Below are 20,601 nucleotides of genomic sequence, written 5' to 3' on the forward strand. Positions count from 1 at the left end.
TCCTCACCACTGTCGGCCAAGGTCGTGGCATGATCCGACGCAGTCCCCGAGTCGCGCTGTTCGCCGCGTCCCTCCTCCTCACCGGATGCGGCGGCGCCGCCGTCACGCCCGGCTCAACTCCGGCGACCTCGCACGCGGGCGCACCCGGCCCCGAGGTCTTCCGCGACGTGGGCCCGCACCAGGTGCCCGGTGTGGGCCCCAGGACCTGGACCGAGGTGCCGCGGGAGTCCCGGCAGGTCGTCCTGGTGACCGGGCGCGGCAAGAACTCCCCGCAGTCCACGGTCGTCCTGTACCAACGCACCGGGGCCGGCTGGCGGGCGGAGGCGAGCTGGCCCGCGCACAACGCGCTCAAGGGCTGGACCGGCCACCACACCGACGGCGACCTGCGCTCACCCATCGGTGTCTTCACCCTCACCGACGCGGGCGGCCTCCTGCCCGACCCCGGCGCCAGGCTGCCGTACGACCACTCCCACGGCTTCAGCGCACCCGGGACGGGCTTCGAGGGCGAACCCCTGACCGGCTCCTTCGACTACGTCATCGCCATCAACTACAACCGCAAGCCCGGCACATCCCCTCTGGACTGGACCCGCCCCCTCGGCGCGGACCGCGGCGGGGGCATCTGGCTGCACGTCGACCACGACGGCCCCACCCACGGCTGTGTCAGCATCGCCAAGGAACACATGAAGGACCTCCTCCTCGCCCTGGACCCCAAGGCCCACCCCGTCGTCGTCATGGGCGACCGGGCCTCGCTGGCCCGCTGAACGCCCAGAATCCGGTGAGGAGGCCGGTGTTGGACCGGTCGAATACGGGCGAAACGGGGGCCCCGGCCGAGATGCAAGGCCCCGCCCGCGGAGGGTGACCAGCTCCCACCCGACCGCCCTGGAGTTGCTCCTGGACAGCGCGGCGGGCCGGCGGGCGAGGCTCGACGCGTCGCCGCCGTCTCGGCCGGTGGAATTCCCCGCGGCGCGTCGAGCGGGTCCTGCCATAGTGATCCCCGAATCGAAAGATGTATCGAGCAACCAGGAACCCTGTGGACACCAGCGAGAGCAGCACCGCACCGGAGACCGAGGACGAGGGCGATCCGAGAGGGGAGGGGGCGGCGCGGCGCGGCTGGCGCCGGTGGGCGATGGACACCCGGCCGCTGCGCCGCCCGGCCTACCGCAGGCTGTGGTCCTCGACCGTCGTCACGGCCGTCGGCAGCCAGCTCACCGCCGTCGCCGTGCCCAAGCAGATCTACGACATCACCGGCTCGTCGGCGTGGGTCGGCTACGCCAGCCTCGCCGGCCTGGTTCCCATGGTGCTGTTCGCGCTGTGGGGCGGCGCGGTCGCCGACACCGTGGACCGCCGCAAGCTGCTGCTGGTCACCAACGGCGGTATCGCCGTCACGTCGGTGCTGTTCTGGCTGCAGGCCGTCGGCGGGCTCGACTCGGTGGCGGCCCTGATGGTCCTGCTCGCCGTGCAGCAGGCGTTCTTCGGCCTCAACTCGCCCGCCCGCAACGCCTCCATCGCCCGTCTGGTCCCCGCCGACGAACTGGCCGCCGCGAACGCCCTCGGCTCGACCGTCATGCAGACCGGACTGGTCGCGGGACCCCTGCTCGCCGGGGCTCTCATCCCCGTCGTCGGCCTGCCCGAGCTGTACCTCATCGACGCCGTCGCGCTGTGCGTCACGCTGTGGGCGGTGCTGCGCCTGCCCCCGCTGCCGCCGCTCGCGGCCACGGCCGTGCGCCGGGCGGGGATACGGCAGATCGCGGAGGGCTTCCGCTACATCGCCGGGCACAAGGTGCTGCTGCTGTCCTTCCTCGCCGACATCATCGCCATGGTCTTCGGCATGCCCCGCGCCCTGTTCCCGCAACTCGCCGCCGAGACCTACGCGTCGTACGGCGAAGGACTCGCCCTGGGCCTGCTGTTCGCGGCGATCCCCATCGGCGCGGTCCTCGGCGGGCTGTTCTCCGGCACCTTCTCGCGGGCCCGGCGGCACGGCTGGATGGTCATCGGCGCGGTCGTCGCCTGGGGCGCCGCGATCACGGGCTTCGGGCTGAGCGGCAGTCTGTGGCTCGCGGTGGCCTTCCTGGCCGTCGCGGGGATCGCCGACATGGTCTCCATGGTCTTCCGCGGGGCGATCCTGCTGTCCGCCGCCACCGACGAGATGCGCGGCCGGATGCAGGGCGTCTTCACCGTCGTCGTGGCGGGCGGGCCCCGCCTCGCCGACGTCCTGCACGGCACGGCGGGCTCGGCCTTCGGCCCCCGCGCGGCCGTCGCGGGCGGCGGCCTCCTGGTCGTCACCCTCATGCTGGTCCTGGCCGTGGCGGTACCCGCCCTGCGCCGCTACCGCATCTGACCCCGGGGGCCGCTGCCGGACCCGACCTCGGCGGCAGCTGCCGCATCCGGCCCCGGCGGCCGTCACCGGAGGTGGCACACGGGGACGGCTACAGCCGCCCGCGCCGTGGTGTCGAGTACACCTCCAGCAGCTTGCCCCGGGTCATCTCCAGCCGGTGGGCGAGGATCTCGGCGACGATCCGCACCAGTGACAGTCCCAGCGCCGGCTCCTCCTCGCAGAGCTTGAGCACCGGCTGCGCCTCGAACTCGTAGGCCCGTACGGGGCTGAAGGCCTCGGCGCTGAAGTCCCACTGGTACGGAGGGAAGAGCCACGACCAGCCGAGCATGTCACCGGCGCTGAGGCCGGCGACGGTCACCCGCTGCCGCGACGTCACCTCCTGGACGAGGGAGACCGCGCCCGAGCGGATCACCCAGAAGCGGTCGGCGGTGCCACCCGCGTCGAAGATGCGGGCGTCCTCGCGGAACTGCACCTCCCGCGCGAGTGTCATCAGGCGCTGCCGCTGAGGCGGGGGGAGGGCGGTCAGGAGTTTGGTCGCTTTGGTCATGGCGCGCAGCTCCTCGCCGACGAGCGGATGCGGTGCTTTCCCTACGCCCATTTCAGCCGCTGACGGCGCCATGGGCACCTCGGCGTGCGGGAGGTCTTCCCGTGGGCATGAAAAAGCCCTGGCTGGACGGGGGAGGCCAGCCAGGGCCGTCAAGGGTGGTGCCGGGGGACCGATACGGTCGACCCCGTGACCACTTATGAATGAACGGTAAACCATCTACGCGGGTTTCGCGTACTCGAAACCCGGCCGCGTGACCCGTTTCACTTCACGACACCCCGATGTCACACCACGTACCCGCGACCTCACTGCGCGTCCCCCGCCACGACCCTGACGGTCTCCAGTTCCGGATCGCCGGGGTCCGGCAGGTGCATGCCCGCCGCGAGCCCGGTGCGCAGATAGCGCAGCACCGGTTCGTTGAGCCGTTCGCCGGGCAGTACCGCCGGGATCCCGGGCGGGTACGGCGTCACCATCTCCGCGGCGATCCGCCCTGCGGCCTCGTCCACGGGCACGTCCTCGGCGGGGCCGAAGAACGCGTCCCGCGGCAACATGGCCTGCTCCAGGCGCAGTTCGGACGGCGGCGGAACGTCCACCCGCGGGGCCGGGGGCAGGTCCGGCGCGGCCCGCGCGAGGTCCTTGAGCGCGGCGAGCAGCTCGCCGGTCGTCTCCCGGTCGTCCCCGTGGGTGATCTGCGCGCCGATGCGGCGGTGATCGGTGAGGTGGGCGTCCAGACGCCGTTCCTCACGCAGCCAGTCCGCCGCCTGGAAGCCGGTGATCCCGAGCCCGGTGACGTCGATGACACCGGGCAACGGGTCGAAGTCGTCGGCCAGTCCCGGCCCGCAGAAGTCGGCCCGGTCGCTGACGTGCAGCCCGTCGATCTCCTCGATCGCCGCCCGGACCTCCGCGGCGAGGGCCAGTGTGCCGCCCATGATCTCGCGACCGCGCAGCGCCATCTGCCGGCGCCAACCGTCCAGACCCGCGAAGATCAGCACCGACGGGCTGGTCGTGCCCAGCAGGTCCGCGCGGTTCTTCAGCAGCTGTGGCGGCACCAGGTCGCCCTGGACGTGGAAGACGGAGCCCTGCTCCAGGCCGCTGCCCATCTTGTGGATGCTCGTCACACAGATGTCGGCGCCCGCGTCCATCGCCCAGGACGGCAGGTCGGGGTGGAAGGGCAGATGGGCGCCCCACGCCTCGTCCACGATCAGTGGCACCGACCGTCGGTGACACACCTCGGCCACCGAGCGCAGATCGGCGCAGGCGCCGTACGGCGTCGGACTGGTGATCAGCGCGCCCTTCGCGTCCGGGTGCGCCCGGAACGCGGCCTCGTACTCCTCGGCCGACGGGGGATGGGCGAGGTGGCGCCGGGCGTCCCAGCGCGGCTCGACCCAGACCGGCTCGATGCCGGAGATGATCAGTCCCGACACCACGGACTTGTGCGCGTCCCGCCCCACCAGCAGTTTCTCGTGCGGGCCCGCGACGGACAGCATCGCCGCCTTGACGGACAACGAGCTTCCGCACGTCGTGAAGAACGTGTGCTCCGCATGGACCGCGTCCGCCATCAACCGCTCGGCGTTCTCCAGTACCTGCCCCCGGGTGAGCCGGTCGTCGAGACCGCCCGAGGCCAGCAGGTCACCGAGGAAGACCGCGTCCCCCAGCACCTGGCGCACCGCCGGGTCGGCACCACGCGCCTGCTTGTGCCCGGGCGGCGTGAACGACAGCCGCCCCTTGCGGCGATAGTCGGTCAGGGCTTCCAGGAGCGGTGCGCGCGTGTGGTCGACAGACATGGGGGGCGGGTTCCCTAGCCGACGGCCTCCCATCAGCTCACGCCACCGGCCGGCGGCCCCGCCTCCTCGCTGTGCGCCCCGGGCGTGACGATCTCGTCCAGCACCCTCAGCACCGCCTCATAGGCCAGCCCCCGCACGACCGCCTCGCGCGCACCGCCCGGATCGGTCTGCTCCAGCTCCTCGCCCCGCGCCCGCCAGGCACGCGTCTCCTCGTCCGCGCAGGCCCTGGCGCGCTGGATACGGCGCAGCAGTTCGTCTGAGTCCACGACATCCCTCATGGCGTCCGCGTACCCCTTCGACGCGCTTCGATGACCCCCCGATCACCTCTGGCCGGAAGCGAGCGGAAGCGGGCGGAAGCAGACGGAATGAAGGGTCGGGTCCGGTTTGACCGGGCGTTGAACGGTGAGCCGGACAGAGGGACCTCTGCCGGGCCCGGCAACTTCCAGACCAGCGAGGCAGCACGACTCAGGGAGCGAAGGGGATGCGTGCGAAGTACAGGACCGAACCCATCGACACGCCGGACGCCCGGGCCCGGCCCCACGGCCATGGCCCGTGTCGCCCGGCCGATGTCCGCAGCGCCATACGGTGCGCGGTGGCCTGCCGGTGCCGCGACACCGGCTCGCCGTGCGACGAGGACGGACTCTCCGACGCGCTGCTCGTCGCCTCGGAGCTGACCACCAACGCCATCCTGCACGGCGGCGGCGTCACGGAGTACGACGTCCAGGTCGACGAACACGCCGTGCGGGTGTCCGTCAGCGACCGCAGCGACCGACTGCCCGTGGCCACCAACCCTTTCGACGAACAAGGGCGCAGGCGCCCCGGTGGCCGCGGCTGGCCGATCGTCTGCCGGCTCTCGCGTGACGTCCGGGTGTCCGACCTGCCCTCCGGGGGGAAACGCATCACCGCCGTGGTGCCCGTCTTCTGAACTCGCCCTCACACACGTGTGTTTGCCGTGAAGGGTGTGGGGCAGACGCTGTGTCGTGCTTCGGACCGGAGGCGCACCCGCGGAGCGGTACCACCGCAGCGAGCGCCTTCTGGGCGGTCCGGACGGTGTCCACGTCTCCGCGGTGCTCGTCGGTCGACATCACGAACGGACACAAGGAGCGACACCGATGCTGAGGCCCCATCCCGCCGTCCTGCGCCGACTCGTCGAGGAGTACGAGGCGTTGCTTGCGGTGGATCAGACCACACACGGGTCCATGCCGAGCCCGCGGGCCCAGGACCTGGCGTACACCCTGTGCGTCTCCACCGGGACGCGTGACGTGAGACAAGCCCTTCAGGCCGCGCACCGCTGGCTCTCGGCGGCCGACCCCGCTGCCGCACGCGGCCCTCTGACCGGAGCGACGTCAGGGGCTGAATAACCGCCGGTGGCTGGATGAGCATCCTTCGGCCCCGCCCGCGCCCATGGCCGGGCGGGGCCGCGTATGTCCGCCCCGGCCCGGGGCATCCGGAATTTCGGGAGGCCGAGATGAATACGAGGGTCATGGCACGCACCGGCCGCAGGGAGGCCGAGCGGGCGGCGAAGGGTTCGGTGGCGGAGGGCGCCGCCAGGGCGGGGTTCACCGCGAGGGGGGTGATCTACTTCCTGGTCGGGGTGCTGGCCCTGCAGATCGCCTTCGGCGACAAGGGGCATCAGGCGGACCGGCACGGCGCCCTCGCCGAGATCGCGCAGAAGCCCTTCGGCGCCGCCATGCTGTGGGCGCTGGGCATCGGACTGGTGGGGATGGCGCTGTGGCGGCTGTCCGAGGCGCTCTTCGGCTCCACCGGCCCGAACGGGCGCAAGGCACGCAAGCGACTGCTGTCGCTGGTCAGGGCCGTCTTCTACGCGTTCGTCGCGTACTCCGTACTGGCCTTCGCGGCGGGGTCGGGGAGCGGCGGCGGATCCAGCGATAAGCAGTCCAAGGACGTCACGGCCGAGGTCCTGAAGTGGCCCGCCGGACAGTGGCTCGTCGCTCTGGCCGGCATCGGCATCGTGGTGGCGGGCGTGTGGATCGCCGTACAGGCGCTGCGCCGGTCCTTCCACGACAAGCTCAAGTTCGGTGCGCTGTCGCCCCGGAAGCGGCGGCTCGTGGACGTGACGGGGGTGGGCGGCGGCCTGGCCCGCGGTGTGGTGTTCGCGGCGGCGGGAGCCTTCGCGGTGCGTGCGGCGATCGACTACGAACCCGACAAGGCCAAGGGCCTGGACGACACCCTGCGCACCTTCGCCGCCACCCCGCTGGGACCGTGGCTGCTGGTCTGCGTCGCGATCGGGCTCGTCATGTTCGGACTGTTCTCCTTCGCGATGGCACGCTGGCGCCGCGTGTGAGCCCGTAGGGGGCCGGGCCGGGCGGGATCACCGCTTCGGCTCGGCCACCGGCACGTTCAGCGGCCTGGCCAGACCCACCACGCCCTCGTCCAGGCGCTGCAGATGCCGCAGCACCCGGTCGGTGACGCGCCCGTACCGCGGGGAGCCGGGTACGTCGGGCCCGAGCAGGGACGCGATGCTGGACCCCGTCTCCACCTCGCCCGCGTCCGGCTCGCCCGCCACGTGCGCGGCGATGACCTCCAGGTTGCGCGCGATGCGCCGCCCCGCCCTGCGCAGCCGGGGATCCGCCGCTATCGACGGATGGGTCGGCAGCAGTTCGGCCGTCGCGGCCAGGGAACGGGCGTGGTACGCGCAGGTCTCCAGGAGCGCGACCACGTACAGCGCGGTGTCGCGGCGGGTGCGCAGCGGGGTGATCGGGTGGGTCAGCGGCTTGGTGGACGCCCGCAGATCGGCCACCGCCGTGTCCAGGTCCCGCGCCTGGTCCAGCAGTTCGGTGGCGGGTTCGCCGCTGAGCTGGTCGACGGCCGCCTCGGTGACGTCGGAGAGCCGGTCCAGCGCCGTGGCGAGCAACTCGTTCGTACGGCGGTCCGTGTGCACCGGCAGCACCAGCGCCGCCGCGACGACCCCGCAGGCCGCGCCGAGCGCCGTCTCCTCCACCCGCAGCACCAGCACCGACATGCTGTAGGTGTGCAGCAGGGTGTAGAGCAACCCCAGCATCGCGGTCACGAAGAACGACATCAGCGTGTAGGACAGCGGCGCCGAGTAGAACATCGCGAAGATCAGCAGCAGCACCAGTCCGAACGCCGTCCAGGTGTGCTGCCCGACCACCCCCGCCAGCACAATGCCGGCGACGACGCCGAACACGGTGCCCAGCAGCCGACGGTACCCCTTGACCAGGATCTCGCCGGTGGAGGCGGTGTTGAGGAAGACGATCCAGCAGGTCAGCACCGCCCAGTACCAGCGATGCGCGGAGAGCAGCTCACCGCCGACGATGGCGAGCGCCGACCCCACCGCGACCTGCACGGCGGCACGCGTGGTCGGGCGCCGCAGCCCGGTGTCCCGCGGCTCCTCGTCCTCGCTCTCCTCACTCGCGCCGATGGCCGCGTCCTCGGCGTCCAGCTCCTCGCGCGAGCGGGTCGTCTCGGGGGAGTCGTCGGACTCGTCCGACTCGTCCAGCGGTCCCTCCAGCGCGATCCGCAGGCCGAGGACGGCCCGCGCGCTCTCGCCGATTCCCCGGAAGGCGTCCTGGACGGCCGGTGCCGCCGGCGGCAGATTCTTCTCGTCACGGTAGCCGAGGAGCCGGTTGCGGATCTGCGCCAGCGCGGTACTCAGGCCCGCGACGCCGGGCCGCAGCACGAGCAGCCGCAGCGACTGGAGGTCCCGGCGCAGCGTGACGGTCGCCTCGTCCCGCTCGGGCAGTGGATCGGCCGCCGGGAAGGAGGCCCCCGGCAGATGCATGGTGAGCGTGTCCGCGCGCTCGGCGCTGCGCAGGTTCAGCAGGAGCAGACCCAGCCGCTCGGCGGCGATCTCGGCGTCGGCGATCCGGCGCTGCACCAGTCGCGCCACGGCCTCGTCGGAGGTGCCCTCGCCCAGCCGGGACTGGATCATCAGCGCGCTCTCGTGCAGCCGCGCGGTCTTCTGGCGGACGTCGTCCAGCGCCTTCTCCAGGTCGTCCGGATCCGCGTCCAGCAGCTCGATCTGCGCGCTCAGCAGCTGGGCGAGCCGGGCCCGGAACGCCTTGCGCAGCCGCTCCAGCACACCGGTGGGTGTCTCCGGGACCAGGACGAAGCGGGCCAGCGCGCTGCATCCGAAGGCCACCGCGATCGCCGCGTACAGCTCGGGCAGTTGGCCGGGGGTGGCGCCGACGAACAGGGACAGGAAGTAGATCTGGAACCCGATCAGCCCGAGCGCCGTGCCGCGGTCGCCGAACCGGCGGATGTAGACCGCGCCGAAGATCAGCGCGACGAAGAACAGGTCACCGACGACGACCCGCGTGTTGAGCAGCGCGCTGAGCGACACCGAGGCCAGCGCCACGGGCAGGCCCAGGGCGAGCGTGACGGCCTGCGGGCCGCGCTGCTTCTCGCGGATGGCGAAGGTGGAGACCATCGCCGCCATGGCCCCGGCGACCAGATGGGTCACATCGGCCCGCAGCAGACTGAGGACGACCAGCGTCAGCACGATCGCCGACACGGTTCTGAGCCCGGCCGCCAGCCGCAGCAGCCCCGGATCGGACGCCGCCGCCCGATCCCGCAGCTCCGCCCACACCGACCGTACCGACCGTCCCGCCACCCTCACGCCGACGCGCTCTCCCGCCTAGCCTCGCACCAAGATCCAGCTGCCAGCATGGCATGCGACGCCCGACGGGTCCCCCTCCACCCACCGGGCCGGCCGGCAGCACGGCCTCCGGAACAGGCACCGGCGCCCACGCCGCCGTGGCCACCGACGCCCGTGCCGCGCCACCGGCAGCCGGACTGCGACCGACTCCGGCGCCCGCTCGGCCCCCCAGGCACCGGACGCCCCGGGCCCGCCCGCTCGGCGAACGCCGTGTCGGACGGGCCGCGGCAGCCTGTCGGAGGCCTCTCTACCGGCCTGTCACAGCTCCCGCTTCGGCGCCGCCTCCACCTGTTCCCGTACCTGCTCCGGTGTCAGATACGCGTCCGTGTACTCGAAGTCCTTCAGCGTGGCGGGCTTGCGGGCCTGGAAGCCGGTGCGGACGAAATCGTCCCCGGCCAGGGCGTTGAGCGTCCAGTTGGTCAGGACGCGGGCCTTGGCGACGTTCGTGCGCAGCGCCGACCAGTGGTATCCGCGGGCGACGGCCTGCGCGGGCAGGCCCCGCAGCTCGATGCCGAGCGGCTTGGAGACGGCGTCGGTGCCGCCGAGGTCGACGACGAGGCCCAGGTCCTTGTGCACGTACGGTTCCAGGGGCCGGCCGCGCAGCGTGGCGATGACGTTGTCCGCCACGTGCTTGCCCTGACGCATGGCGTGCTGCGCGGTCGGCGGGCAGACGGCGGCCTCGTCGCCCTTCGCCTTGTCGGGCACGGCGGCGGCGTCACCGAGGGCGAAGACACCGTCGTTGCCGGGCAGGTTCATCTCGGCGGTGACCGCGAGCCGCCCGCGCACCGTCTCGGCCCCGAGCGTGCTCATCAGCGGACTGGCGGCAACACCAGCCGTCCAGATGAGCGTGCGGGTGGGCACCACCCGGCCGTCGGTGAACGTGACCTCGTTCGCCGCCGCCTTCTCCAGGGAGACGCCGAGGGAGATCTCGATGCCGCGCCGGCGCAGGATCTCCTGGGCGCTGCGGCCCAGCTTGTCGCCGAGCTCGGGCATCAGCTTCGGGGCGATGTCGATCAGATGCCACTTGATCAGCGACGGGTCGATGCGCGGATAGCGCTTGACGGCCGCGTGCGTCAGCCGTTGCAGACAGGCCGCGGTCTCGGTCCCCGCGTAACCGCCGCCGACCACCACGAACTGCAGCCGGGAGGCCCGCTCCGCCGGATCGTCGCTGGCGTCGGCCAGGTCGAGCTGGGAGATGACGTGGTCGCGGACGTAGGCGGCCTCCGCGAGCGTCTTCATGCCGAAGGCGTGGTCGGTGAGGCCGGGGATGTCGAAGGTGCGGGTGATGCTGCCGGGCGCCAGCACGATGTAGTCGTAGGGCTCGTTGACGATCTGTTCGGTGATGGTGCGGATCACGCAGACCTTGGACTTGAGGTCCACACCGATCGCGCCGCCCGGAATGATCCGGGTGCGGTACCTGCGGCTGCGGCGCAGGGAGACGGCGATCGACTGGGGCGTCAGCACACCCGAGGCGACCTGGGGCAGCAGGGGCAGGTAGAGCTGGTAGGAGAACGGCGTCACCAGGGTGACGTCTGCCTCGTCAGGGGCGAGTTTGCGTTCCAGACGTCGTACGCACTCCACTCCGGCGAAGCCCGCCCCCACCACCAGGATCCTGGGTCGTGTCACGATGTTCCATCCCTTCTGCGGCTCCAGGCGGTATGCCTCAACGCCATTCGCGTGCCCTCGGATCGCGTCTTGGCACCTCATTGATCCCATCGCGCCCGATGCCTTCCCGCCAGCCGGGCGGGCACGCAGCCGAACACGTGCGCACCAGCATGATCCTCGGGCCGGGAAAGGGGAACCGCTCCTACCGGAACACGTTGTCCGAGTCGTCCCAGCTCAGTACCTCTTCGACCGGGTTCTGCCGGGGCAGCGGAGCGCGTGCCTGGTACATCGCCTCGATCTCCGCCGCGTAGTGCTGCACGATCGAGTCCCGGCGCAGCTTCATCGACGGCGTCAGCAGCCCGTTGGCCAGGTCGAACGGCTCCGGCAGCACCCGGAAGGCGCGGATGGACTCCGAGCGGGACACGGCGCTGTTGGCCGCGGCCACCGCCCGCCCGATCTCGTCCCGCAGCGCGTTCTCCTCGCGGGCCTCCCGGCTGGGCGTGTCGCCCTGCAGGGCGAGGCGGCCGCGCCAGTGCGCCAGGAAGTCCGGGTCCAGGGTGATCAGCGCGCCCACGCAGGGCCGGTTGTCGCCCACGACCACCGCCTGGTGGACGAGCGGATGCATCCGCAGCCGCTGTTCGAGCAGGGCCGGGGCCACGCTCGTGCCGCCGCTGGTGATGATGACGTCCTTCTTGCGCCCGGTGATCGTCAGATAGCCCTCGGAGTCCAGGTGCCCGAGGTCTCCCGTCGCCAGCCAGCCGCCCCACAGGGCCGCCCGGGTCGCGGCCTCGTCGCCCACGTAGCCCTGGAACACCGAAGGGCCGCGCACCAGGATCTCGCCGTCCTCGGCCACCGCGATCTCCGAGCCCGGCAGGGCCTGCCCGACCGTGCCCGACTTCTCCCGGCCCAGCGGCTGCATGGTGATGCCGCCGCTGGTCTCGGTCAGCCCGTAGCCGTCGTGCACGTAGATGCCGATGCCCTCGTAGAAGTGGGACAGCTCGCGGTTGAGCGGGGAGCCGCCCGACACCGCGCGGACCACCCGGCCGCCGAACGCGGCGCGCAGCCTGCGGTACACCGTCCGCTCGTACAGCGCGTGCTGCAGCCGCAGGTCGAGACCGGGCCCCGACCCCCGGCCCAGCCGCTGCCGTTCCAGGGCCGCGGCGAAGTCCCGTGCCGTCTCGGCGGCCCGCTCGAACAGCGCGCCCCGGCCCGCCTGTTCGGCGGTGCGCAGGAACGTCTTGTAGATCTTCTCGAACACGGACGGCACCGCGTAGAAATACGTCGGCCGGAACGAGCGCAGCGCCGACGCCAGCGCCTCCTCGCTCAGCTCGGGCTCGTGGCCCATCAGCAGACCGCCGCGCAGACACAGGCCCTGGATCATCAGGCCGTAGACGTGGGAGAACGGCAGGAAGGCGAGGACGGCCGGCTGCTCTCCCGGCCGCGCCGCCGTGTGGCCCCAGCCCGCGAGCAGGGTGTCGCACGGGTTGGCCAGGCCCCGATGGCTCAGCGCGCAGCCCAGCGGGCGGCCGGAGGAGCCGGAGGTGTAGGCGACGACCGCGGTGGAGTCCGGCATCACGATCCGGCGCAGCGAGTCCACGGTGGCGAGCGGTACGTCCTCGCCCCGCACCACCAGCTGCTCCAGCGCCCCGGCGTCCAGTTGCCACACGTGCCGCAGCGTCGGCAGCGTCGCGCACACCGAGCCCACCGTCATGACGGTCTGCTCGTCCTCGACGACCACGCCGACGCAGCCGGAGTCCCGCAGGATGAACTCCACCTGGTCCCGTGACGACGCGGGCGGGATCGGGACCACCTCGGCACCCACCGTCCACAGGGCGTACGCCAGCACCGTCCACTCGTAGCGGGTGCGGGCCATCATGGCCACGCGCTGCCCCGGTGAGATTCCGGAGGCGATCAGACCTTTGGCCAGATCGACCACTTGGTCGCGCAGTTCGATCGCGGTCACCGCCTCCCATGTGGTGGAGGCGGGATCGGGCCGACGCGCCAGCACCCGCAGGGCGGGGGAGCGGTCCGCGGTCTCGAAGATGCTGTCGGCGAGCCCTCCGGTCAGGGACGGAACGGCTGGGGGAGCGAGAGCGAAGTCGCGCATGCACTGCTCCTGACGTGTACGGGGTGTGACTCCACCGACGAGGACCGTTATCGGCGGTGGTCGAATGTAGCCCAGGTGAGACCGGATGGTGCCGGGAATCGAGAAGTATTCCGACGACGATGGTCCGGGGCGGACCGGGGGGACTCGGAGGGCATGAGTTACGTCAATCCCGATCCTGAGCCCGAGCGCACCACCGGTCTCGAACCGGGTGGGGGCGTGCCCCCCGGGCGAAATCCCACCCGCGGAAAGCAGCTTCCGGAGGCCGGACCGCGGGAGACGCACAACCCTCCCAAGGGCTGGGCAAAGGCGCCACTGACCCTGATCCTCTGACGTCAGCCGGCCTGGGTCTGGCGCACGCACTCCGTGACGACGTCCCGCAGGCTGCCGGTCCGCTCCAGCAGCGCGCACTGTATCTGGGCCCCGTTGCCGTGCCGCAGCAGTTCCTGGCAGGTCGTGCGGGCGAGGTCGAGGTCCCCGGTGTCGCGGAGCGCGTCCTCGACGTGCTCCAGCAACGCCCGTACGACCGTCTCGGCGGGCGTGCGCCGCATGGTCTTCGGGTGCAGCAGCTCACCGGTCAGGCCGGAGCGGGCGGCACGCCAGTCGGCCAGCCGCAGCAGGCTCACACTGTGGTCGACCGGCTCGCGGCCGGCCCGCCACTCCCGGGCGGCGGTCTCGACGAGACCGCGGGCGAGCGTCGCTATCAGGACGGCCGTGTCGGCGTGCAGACACACGTCCGACACGCGGATCTCCACCGTGGGATAGCGCGGGGACAGCCGGGCGTCGAAGTAGATCATGCCCTCGTCGAGGATGGTGCCCGTGGCCACCATGTCGGCGACGCGTCGGTGATAGCGCTCCGGCGAGTGGAACAGCTCCGTCGGACCGGCCGACGGCCAGCGCTGCCACACCCTGCTGCGATAGCTGCTGTAGCCCGAGTCCCGGCCCATCCAGAAGGGCGAGTTGGTGCTCAGCGCCATCAGCACCGCCAGCCACGGTCGCACCCGGTCGATGACCGCCACGCCCTCCTCGTCCGACTCGACGGACACATGGACATGACATCCAAGGACGAGTTGTTCGCGGGTCGCGATCCCGTAGTGCTCCGCCATCCACCGGTAGCGGCGGGTCATCCCCACGGCGGGGCTCACCGGCAGCGGTGACGTGGCGAGCGCGGCGACCGCGCACCCGGTCTCCCGGGCGTGCCGGCCCGCCTCCTTGCGGCAGCGGACGATCTCCTCTCCCAGCGCCTCCATGCCCGACTGCGGATGCGTGGCGAACTCCAGCATCTGGTCGTGGAGTTCCTTCTCGAAGACGTCCTGCTCCTTCTCCTCCCGCTCCGCGTGGGCGAGTACGGCGGCGGAGAGCGCCTGCGGTTCGCCGGTCTCCGGGTCGACCAGGAGGAGTTCCTCCTCCACTCCGACGGTGCGCACGGGATCAGCCCTTTCTGCTGGCCTACGGCGGCGACGACGGGGACGCCCCGGTCGTACGCCCCCGAATGCCCCGCCGGGCGTGGTTCACACGGGGTAAGGCATCAACCACACCGTGGCAAGAGGCGGCAACGTGAGCCCGATCGACCCGTCCTCCGGCTTCACCGGGTCCGGGTTGGTGACATCGCTGCCGCCGTAGCGGGCGGCGTCCGTGTTGAGGACCTCCAGCCAGGCGGGGACGTCCTCGGGGACGCCGAGGCGGTAGTCGTGGCGTACCACGGGAGAGAAGTTGCTCACCGCGAGGAGCGGGGTGCCGTCGGCGTCGTACCTCAGGAAGGCGAAGACGTTGTCGTCGGCGGAGTGGCAGGCCACCCACCTGAAGCCCGACGGGTCGGTGTCCCGCTGCCACAGGGCCGGGGTGTGGCGGTAGAGGACGTTGAGGTCGCGGACGAGGTCCCGCACACCCCGGTGGTCCGGCTCGGCGCTGTACGCCGGGTCGAGCAGCCACCAGTCGGGCCCGTGCGCCTCCGACCACTCGCCGCCCTGCGCGAACTCCTGCCCCATGAACAGCAGTTGCTTGCCGGGGTGGGCCCACATGAAGCCCAGGTAGGCACGGTGGTTGGCGCGCCGCTGCCACCAGTCGCCCGGCATCTTGGAGACCAGGGCCTGCTTGCCGTGCACGACCTCGTCGTGGGAGATCGGCAGGACGTAGTTCTCGCTGTAGGCGTACACCATCGAGAAGGTCATCTCGTGGTGGTGGTACTTGCGGTGCACGGGCTCGTGCTTGATGTACTCCAGCGAGTCGTGCATCCAGCCCATGTTCCACTTCAGGCCGAAGCCGAGACCGCCGCTGTCGGTCGGCCGGGTCACCCCGCCCCAGGCGGTGGACTCCTCGGCGATCGTCACCACACCCGGCACCCGCCGGTACACGGTCGCGTTCATCTCCTGCAGGAACGTCATCGCGGCCAGGTCCTCCCGGCCGCCGTAGGCGTTCGCCTCCCACTGGCCCGCCTCGCGCGAGTAGTCGAGGTACAGCATCGAGGCGACCGCGTCCACGCGCAGGCCGTCGATGTGGAACTCCTCGCACCAGTACACCGCGTTGGCGACCAGGAAGTTGCGCACCTCGGTGCGCCCGTAGTCGAACTCGTACGTGCCCCAGTCCGGATGCTCGGCGCGGCGCGAGTCCCCGGGCTCGTACAGCGCGTCCCCGTCGAAGCGGGCCAACGCCCAGTCGTCCTTGGGGAAGTGGGCCGGAACCCAGTCCATGATCACGCCGATGCCGGCCCGGTGCAGGGAGTCGATCAGACACCGGAAGTCGTCCGGCGTGCCCAGCCGCGAGGTCGGCGCGTAGAAGCCGGTGACCTGGTAGCCCCAGGAGCCGCCGAAGGGATGCTCGGCGACCGGCATCAGCTCCACGTGCGTGAAGCCGAGGTCCTTGACGTACGGCGGCAGCTGCTCGGCGAGCTCACGGTACGTCAACCCCTGCCGCCAGGACGGGAGATGCACCTCGTACACCGAGAACGGGGCCTCGTGCACCGGGGTGTCACCGCGGTGGGCCAGCCACTCCTGGTCGCCCCACTCGTAGTGGGAGGCCGTCACGATGGACGCCGTGTCCGGCGGCACCTCCGTCCGCCGTGCCATCGGGTCGGCCTTCAGGAACCGCTCGCCGTACCGCGAGGTGATCTCGAACTTGTACTTCGTACCCTCACCGACGCCCGGCAGGAACAGCTCCCACACCCCGGACGCGCCGAGCGACCGCATCGGGAACGCCGTCCCGTCCCAGCACGTGAAGTCCGCGGCGACCCGCACGCCTCGCGCGTTCGGCGCCCAGACCGTGAACCGGGTGCCGGTCACGCCCTGGTGCGTCATCGGCTCCGCCCCGAGCGCCCGCCACAACTGCTCGTGCCGCCCCTCCCGGATCAGATGCAGGTCCAGCTCGCCGAGCGCCGGCAGGAATCGGTACGGGTCGTGCACCTCGTGCTCGTCGCCGCCGTACACCACCACCAGCGTGTACGCCGGGATCGCGTCGAGCGGCAGCAGGGCGGAGAAGAGGCCGTCACCCTCCGAGGTGAGCGCCGTGCGCTCGCCGTCGATCACGAGGCTCACGGCGTCGGCGAACGGGCGCAGGGCACGGAAGGCGATCCCACCCGGCACCGGATGCGCGCCCAGCAGGGCGTGCGGGTCGTGATGGGCACCCGACAGCAGGCGCGCACGCTCGCCGGCGTCCAGGGCGGGGGCCGTCGGCGGGAACGGGCCCGCCGGCTCGGGGAGCGACGTGTCGCGCAGTGCCACCATCGGGTCAGCCTCCTCGGACGGCGAGACGTTCGATCGCCGCCATCGGTACGGGAAGCCAGGCGGGACGGTGCCGGGCCTCGTAGAGAACCTCGTACACGGCCCGGTCCGTCTCGTAGGCACGGAGCAGGGCGTGCTTCTTGCGCGGGTCCCAGCCCGCTCGTACGGCGTAACCGGCGCAGTAGGCCTCACGGCACCGCCGCGCCCACTCCGGGCGCCAGGGGCGGCGCTGCCGGGCGGCGTAGTCGAAGGAGCGCAGCATGCCGGCGATGTCCCGCACCGGGGAGTGCACGCTGCGCCGCTCGGCGAGCGGACGGGACGGCTCACCCTCGAAGTCGATGACGAACCACTCCCGCCCCGCCCGCAGCACCTGCCCCAGATGCAGGTCGCCGTGGATGCGCTGGGCGCTCGGCCCGGAGTCGCAGGCGACCAGGGCGGCGAAGGCGGTGCGCAGCCCGGGCACGAACGGCCGCAGGGCGGGCACCGCGAGCGCGGCCGCCTCCAGCCGCTCGGTCATCGCCGTCGCCATCGCCCCGCCCCCGCCGGGATCACCCCCGGGGAAGGCCGCGGCCAGCGCCAGGTGGACGTCCGCCGTGGCCCGCCCCAGATCGTGCGCCTCCGCCATGAAGTCCTCGCCCCGGGACAGCGCGTGCAGGGCCAGTGTCCAGCCGTCCGAGGCGTCGGGCAGGAACGGCTGGAGCACGCCGAGCGTCGCCTCCTGCGGCTGCGTCGTGCGGAACCAGGCCACCGGCGCGGGCACCCGTCCACAGCCCTGGCCGGCCAGCGCGACCGGCACCTCCAGATCGGGGTTGACGCCCGGCTGGATGCGTCGGAAGACCTTCAGGATGAACGCGTCGCCGTACACCAGCGAGGTGTTGGACTGCTCGGCGTCCAGCAGCCGCGGCGCGAGACCGGAGGGCAGCGGCACCGCCGGGTCCGAGTGGAAGTGCAGAGGGCCCAGGGTGCCGGGGTGCCGCATCCGCTCGAGGAGCAGATGCGCCGAACGGGGGTCCAGGAGCGCGTCGTAGACCGTCAGACCGGCGAACGGACCGCTGTCCGCCCGGCCGATCAGGGCCCGGCCGAGACGCGGCGACAGATGCTCCTGCACTCCGATGAGGAGCTGGTAGCAGTCACCGCCGGGCGTGAGGGTGCCACCGCCCGGAGTGGGGACCGGCGCGTGGTCCGCCTGGACCAGCAGGTGCAGACAGCCCGGATACAGCTCGGTCATGGACAGCAGACGCAGATCCGTGACCGGTCGGTCCTTGCCGGCGAACCAGCGCTGCCGCGGCAGCCACTCGCGCAACAACTCCCCGAGCGACGCCATCGGCTGGGCGATGCCGGTACTGCTCGGGTCGAGAGATGCGGTCTTCGGCATGGTGACGCGTCCTTTCCTCGGCGCACGCTCAGTGGCGGCGGCCGATGCGGGATGCGACTCGGGCGAGCCGGAACCAGTAGAAGCCGTGGCCCGCCATGGTCAGCAGGTACGGCAGTTCGCCGATCGCGGGGAAGCGCACCCCGCCGAACAGCTCGACCGGGTGCCGTCCGTCGAACTCGCGCAGGTCCAGCTCGGTGGGCTGGGCGAACCGGGAGAAGTTGTTCACGCACAGCACCAGGTCGTCCTCGTATTCACGCAGGAAGGCGAGGACCGCCGGGTTCGACGACTGCAACTCGGTGTAGGAGCCGAGGCCGAAGGCGGGGTTCTGCTTGCGGATCTCGATCATGCGGCGGGTCCAGTGCAGCAGCGACGAGGGCGACGACATCGACGCCTCGACGTTGGTGACCTGGAACCCGTGGACCGGGTCCATGATCGTCGGCAGGTAGAGACGGCCGGGATCGGCCGTGGAGAAGCCGGCGTTGCGGTCCGGTGTCCACTGCATCGGTGTGCGGACGCCGTCGCGGTCGCCGAGCCAGATGTTGTCGCCCATGCCGATCTCGTCGCCGTAGTAGAGGATCGGCGAGCCCGGCAGGGACAGCAGCAGGGCGGTGAACAGCTCGATCTGGTTGCGGTCGTTGTCCAGCAGGGGCGCCAGGCGCCTCCGGATGCCGATGTTGGCGCGCATGCGCGGATCTTTCGCGTACTCCGCGTACATGTAGTCGCGCTCTTCGTCGGTGACCATTTCGAGCGTGAGCTCGTCGTGGTTGCGCAGGAAGATGCCCCACTGGCAGCCGGCGGGGATGGCGGGGGTCTTGGCGAGGATCTCCGAGACGGGGTAGCGCGACTCGCGGCGCACGGCCATGAAGATGCGGGGCATGACGGGGAAGTGGAACGCCATGTGGCACTCGTCGCCGCCGGAGGCGTAGTCGCCGAAGTAGTCGACGACGTCCTCGGGCCACTGGTTGGCCTCCGCCAGCAGCACGGTGTCCGGGTAGTGGGCGTCGATGTCCTTGCGCACCCGCTTGAGGAACTCGTGGGTGGCCGGGAGGTTCTCGCAGTTGGTGCCCTCTTCGGCGTAGAGATAGGGCACGGCGTCGAGCCGGAACCCGTCGATGCCCAGGTCCAGCCAGAAGCGCAGGGCTGCGAGGATCTCCTCCTGCACGGCCGGGTTCTCGTAGTTGAGGTCCGGCTGGTGCGAGAAGAACCGGTGGAAGAAGTACTGGCCACGCACCGGGTCGAAGGTCCAGTTGGACGCCTCGGTGTCGACGAAGATGATCCGCGCGTCCTGGAACTGCTTGTCGTCGTCGGCCCACACGTAGTAGTCGCCGTAGGGTCCGTCCGGGTTGGCGCGGGACTCCTGGAACCACGGGTGCTGGTCGCTGGTGTGGTTCATGACGAAGTCGATGATGACGCGCATGCCGTGCTGGTGGGCGGCGTCGACGAACTCGACGAAGTCGGCGAGGTCGCCGAACTCGGGCAGGACGGCGGTGTAGTCGGAGACGTCGTAGCCGCCGTCACGCAGGGGTGACTTGAAGAAGGGCGGCAGCCAGAGGCAGTCGACGCCGAGCCACTGGAGGTAGTCGAGCTTGGCGGTCAGGCCCTTGAGGTCGCCGATGCCGTCGCCGTTGCTGTCCTGGAAGGAGCGGACCAGGACCTCGTAGAAGACGGCGCGCTTGAACCAGTCCGGGTCCCGGTCCTTGGCGGGTGTGTCCTCGAAGGTGTCCGGGACGGGCTCGTTGACAGTCATGACGCTCTTGACCCTCCGATCTGCGGTGCGGCTCACCTGACGTGGAGCACGTGGGCCGGCGCCCGGGCGGGATCCAGGCACACGTAGTTGGTGCTGCCCCACTGGTAGGTGGCACCCGTCAGCTCGTCGTGCACGGACAGGGACGCGCCCTGGTCCAGGCCGAGGTGCGGCATGTCCAACGAGACCGTCGCCTGCTGGGTGTGGTGAGGGTCGAGATTGACGACCACGATCACCGTGTCGGCCCCGGTGCGCTTGCTGTAGGCGAGGACGGCGTCGTTGTCGGTGTGGTGGAAGCGGAGGTTCCTGAGCCGCCGCAACGCGGGATGGCGGCGTCGGATGGTGTTGAGGCGGGTGATGAGGGGGGCGAGGGTGCGGCCCTCGCGGGCGGCGGCCTCCCAGTCGCGGGGGCGCAGCTGGTACTTCTCGGAGTCGAGGTATTCCTCGCTGCCTTCGCGCAGGGGGGTGTTCTCGCAGAGTTCGTAGCCGCTGTAGATGCCCCAGGTGGGGGAGAGGGTGGCGGCCAGGACGGCGCGGACGGCGAAGGCGGGGCGGCCGCCGTGCTGGAGGTAGGCGTGCAGGATGTCGGGGGTGTTGGCGAAGAAGTTGGGCCGCATGTAGGAGGCGGCCTCGCCCGACAGTTCGGTCAGGTATTCGGTAAGTTCCTGCTTTGTGTTGCGCCAGGTGAAGTAGGTGTAGGACTGCTGGAAGCCGATCTGGGCCAGGGTGTGCATCATCGCGGGGCGGGTGAAGGC

General features: G+C 71.4%; 17 protein-coding genes. 6 read left to right on the forward strand and 11 right to left on the reverse strand.

Translation table 11 applies throughout. The annotated features are described in order from the left end of the window. The first annotated feature begins 29 nt into the window (after positions 1 to 29). Positions 30 to 761 carry a L,D-transpeptidase family protein gene (locus ACGFNV_RS06780; RefSeq protein ID WP_393619908.1) on the forward strand — a complete coding sequence of 244 codons (732 nt, stop codon included), beginning with the start codon at positions 30 to 32 and terminating at the stop codon, positions 759 to 761. A gap of 245 nt (positions 762 to 1,006) precedes the next feature. Further along, positions 1,007 to 2,338, forward strand: coding sequence for an MFS transporter (locus ACGFNV_RS06785; protein ID WP_393619909.1), 1,332 nt, complete (start codon positions 1,007 to 1,009; stop codon positions 2,336 to 2,338). Between the two features lie 88 nt (positions 2,339 to 2,426). Here the strand turns inward: ACGFNV_RS06785 and ACGFNV_RS06790 are convergent, their stop codons facing one another. The 3 genes from ACGFNV_RS06790 to ACGFNV_RS06800 all read right to left on the reverse strand — a co-directional run bounded on the left by ACGFNV_RS06790 (position 2,427) and on the right by ACGFNV_RS06800 (position 4,941). Next, positions 2,427 to 2,882, reverse strand: a complete 456-nt coding sequence (locus tag ACGFNV_RS06790) for a Crp/Fnr family transcriptional regulator (protein ID WP_393619911.1) — start codon at positions 2,880 to 2,882, stop codon at positions 2,427 to 2,429. Between the two features lie 302 nt (positions 2,883 to 3,184). Then, entirely contained in the window at positions 3,185 to 4,663 is a 1,479-nt protein-coding gene (locus tag ACGFNV_RS06795; RefSeq protein ID WP_393619913.1) for an aminotransferase class I/II-fold pyridoxal phosphate-dependent enzyme, read from the reverse strand. A 32-nt stretch (positions 4,664 to 4,695) separates the two neighbouring features. Beyond that, complete coding sequence (locus ACGFNV_RS06800) at positions 4,696 to 4,941, reverse strand: hypothetical protein (protein ID WP_393619914.1); 246 nt, start codon at positions 4,939 to 4,941, stop codon at positions 4,696 to 4,698. Between the two features lie 203 nt (positions 4,942 to 5,144). Between ACGFNV_RS06800 and ACGFNV_RS06805 the strand changes: the two genes are divergently transcribed. The 3 genes from ACGFNV_RS06805 (at position 5,145) to ACGFNV_RS06815 (ending at position 6,968) form a co-directional block, all read left to right on the forward strand. Continuing rightward, positions 5,145 to 5,588, forward strand: a complete 444-nt coding sequence (locus tag ACGFNV_RS06805) for an ATP-binding protein (protein ID WP_393619915.1) — start codon at positions 5,145 to 5,147, stop codon at positions 5,586 to 5,588. 187 nt (positions 5,589 to 5,775) lie between these two features. After that, positions 5,776 to 6,024 carry a DUF5133 domain-containing protein gene (locus tag ACGFNV_RS06810; protein ID WP_393619916.1) on the forward strand — a complete coding sequence of 83 codons (249 nt, stop codon included), beginning with the start codon at positions 5,776 to 5,778 and terminating at the stop codon, positions 6,022 to 6,024. Positions 6,025 to 6,131: 107 nt separating this feature from the next. After that, a complete protein-coding gene (locus ACGFNV_RS06815) occupies positions 6,132 to 6,968 on the forward strand; it encodes a DUF1206 domain-containing protein (protein ID WP_393619917.1) in 837 nt (278 codons plus the stop codon). A gap of 27 nt (positions 6,969 to 6,995) precedes the next feature. Here the strand turns inward: ACGFNV_RS06815 and ACGFNV_RS06820 are convergent, their stop codons facing one another. The 3 genes from ACGFNV_RS06820 to ACGFNV_RS06830 form a co-directional block, all read right to left on the reverse strand. Then, positions 6,996 to 9,263, reverse strand: a complete 2,268-nt coding sequence (locus ACGFNV_RS06820) for an FUSC family protein (protein ID WP_393619918.1) — start codon at positions 9,261 to 9,263, stop codon at positions 6,996 to 6,998. A gap of 297 nt (positions 9,264 to 9,560) precedes the next feature. Then, the gene (locus tag ACGFNV_RS06825; RefSeq protein ID WP_393620065.1) at positions 9,561 to 10,907 is read right to left on the reverse strand and encodes an NAD(P)/FAD-dependent oxidoreductase; all 1,347 of its coding nucleotides are present in this window, start codon (positions 10,905 to 10,907) and stop codon (positions 9,561 to 9,563) included. A gap of 202 nt (positions 10,908 to 11,109) precedes the next feature. Further along, entirely contained in the window at positions 11,110 to 13,014 is a 1,905-nt protein-coding gene (locus ACGFNV_RS06830; RefSeq protein WP_393619919.1) for an AMP-dependent synthetase/ligase, read from the reverse strand. A gap of 153 nt (positions 13,015 to 13,167) precedes the next feature. On the opposite strand from ACGFNV_RS06830, the gene ACGFNV_RS06835 reads away from it, so the two are divergent. Then, a complete protein-coding gene (locus tag ACGFNV_RS06835; RefSeq protein ID WP_393619920.1) occupies positions 13,168 to 13,344 on the forward strand; it encodes a DUF6480 family protein in 177 nt (58 codons plus the stop codon). Between the two features lie 2 nt (positions 13,345 to 13,346). Here ACGFNV_RS06835 and ACGFNV_RS06840 read toward each other — a convergent pair whose 3' ends face one another. From ACGFNV_RS06840 to ACGFNV_RS06860, 5 genes are all read right to left on the reverse strand, one after another. Next, complete coding sequence (locus ACGFNV_RS06840; protein ID WP_393619921.1) at positions 13,347 to 14,438, reverse strand: glutamate--cysteine ligase; 1,092 nt, start codon at positions 14,436 to 14,438, stop codon at positions 13,347 to 13,349. Between the two features lie 84 nt (positions 14,439 to 14,522). Next, positions 14,523 to 16,727, reverse strand: coding sequence for a 1,4-alpha-glucan branching enzyme (glgB, locus tag ACGFNV_RS06845; RefSeq protein WP_393620067.1), 2,205 nt, complete (start codon positions 16,725 to 16,727; stop codon positions 14,523 to 14,525). A 7-nt stretch (positions 16,728 to 16,734) separates the two neighbouring features. Next, positions 16,735 to 18,102 (reverse strand): maltokinase, encoded by a 1,368-nt coding sequence (locus ACGFNV_RS06850; RefSeq protein ID WP_393619923.1) that lies wholly within the window; start codon positions 18,100 to 18,102, stop codon positions 16,735 to 16,737. Positions 18,103 to 18,130: 28 nt separating this feature from the next. After that, positions 18,131 to 19,849, reverse strand: coding sequence for a maltose alpha-D-glucosyltransferase (gene treS / locus ACGFNV_RS06855; protein ID WP_393619925.1), 1,719 nt, complete (start codon positions 19,847 to 19,849; stop codon positions 18,131 to 18,133). A 32-nt stretch (positions 19,850 to 19,881) separates the two neighbouring features. After that, positions 19,882 to 20,601: DUF3459 domain-containing protein (locus ACGFNV_RS06860; RefSeq protein ID WP_393619926.1), on the reverse strand; the 720-nt coding region annotated here is incomplete at its 5' end.

The organism is Streptomyces sp. NPDC048751 (assembly GCF_043198595.1).
Lineage (GTDB): Bacteria > Actinomycetota > Actinomycetes > Streptomycetales > Streptomycetaceae > Streptomyces.

What these genes read in the sequence shown, in the direction of transcription:
- ACGFNV_RS06815 (WP_393619917.1), top strand. Translation starts at nt 6,132, where the DNA reads ATGAATACGAGGGTCATGGCACGCACCGGCCGCAGGGAGGCCGAGCGG.
- ACGFNV_RS06830 (WP_393619919.1), bottom strand. Translation starts at nt 13,014, where the DNA reads ATGCGCGACTTCGCTCTCGCTCCCCCAGCCGTTCCGTCCCTGACCGGA.
- ACGFNV_RS06805 (WP_393619915.1), top strand. Translation starts at nt 5,145, where the DNA reads ATGCGTGCGAAGTACAGGACCGAACCCATCGACACGCCGGACGCCCGG.
- ACGFNV_RS06780 (WP_393619908.1), top strand. Translation starts at nt 30, where the DNA reads ATGATCCGACGCAGTCCCCGAGTCGCGCTGTTCGCCGCGTCCCTCCTC.
- ACGFNV_RS06835 (WP_393619920.1), top strand. Translation starts at nt 13,168, where the DNA reads ATGAGTTACGTCAATCCCGATCCTGAGCCCGAGCGCACCACCGGTCTC.
- ACGFNV_RS06850 (WP_393619923.1), bottom strand. Translation starts at nt 18,102, where the DNA reads ATGCCGAAGACCGCATCTCTCGACCCGAGCAGTACCGGCATCGCCCAG.
- ACGFNV_RS06790 (WP_393619911.1), bottom strand. Translation starts at nt 2,882, where the DNA reads ATGACCAAAGCGACCAAACTCCTGACCGCCCTCCCCCCGCCTCAGCGG.
- ACGFNV_RS06810 (WP_393619916.1), top strand. Translation starts at nt 5,776, where the DNA reads ATGCTGAGGCCCCATCCCGCCGTCCTGCGCCGACTCGTCGAGGAGTAC.
- ACGFNV_RS06785 (WP_393619909.1), top strand. Translation starts at nt 1,007, where the DNA reads ATGTATCGAGCAACCAGGAACCCTGTGGACACCAGCGAGAGCAGCACC.
- ACGFNV_RS06795 (WP_393619913.1), bottom strand. Translation starts at nt 4,663, where the DNA reads ATGTCTGTCGACCACACGCGCGCACCGCTCCTGGAAGCCCTGACCGAC.
- treS (WP_393619925.1), bottom strand. Translation starts at nt 19,849, where the DNA reads ATGACTGTCAACGAGCCCGTCCCGGACACCTTCGAGGACACACCCGCC.
- ACGFNV_RS06800 (WP_393619914.1), bottom strand. Translation starts at nt 4,941, where the DNA reads ATGAGGGATGTCGTGGACTCAGACGAACTGCTGCGCCGTATCCAGCGC.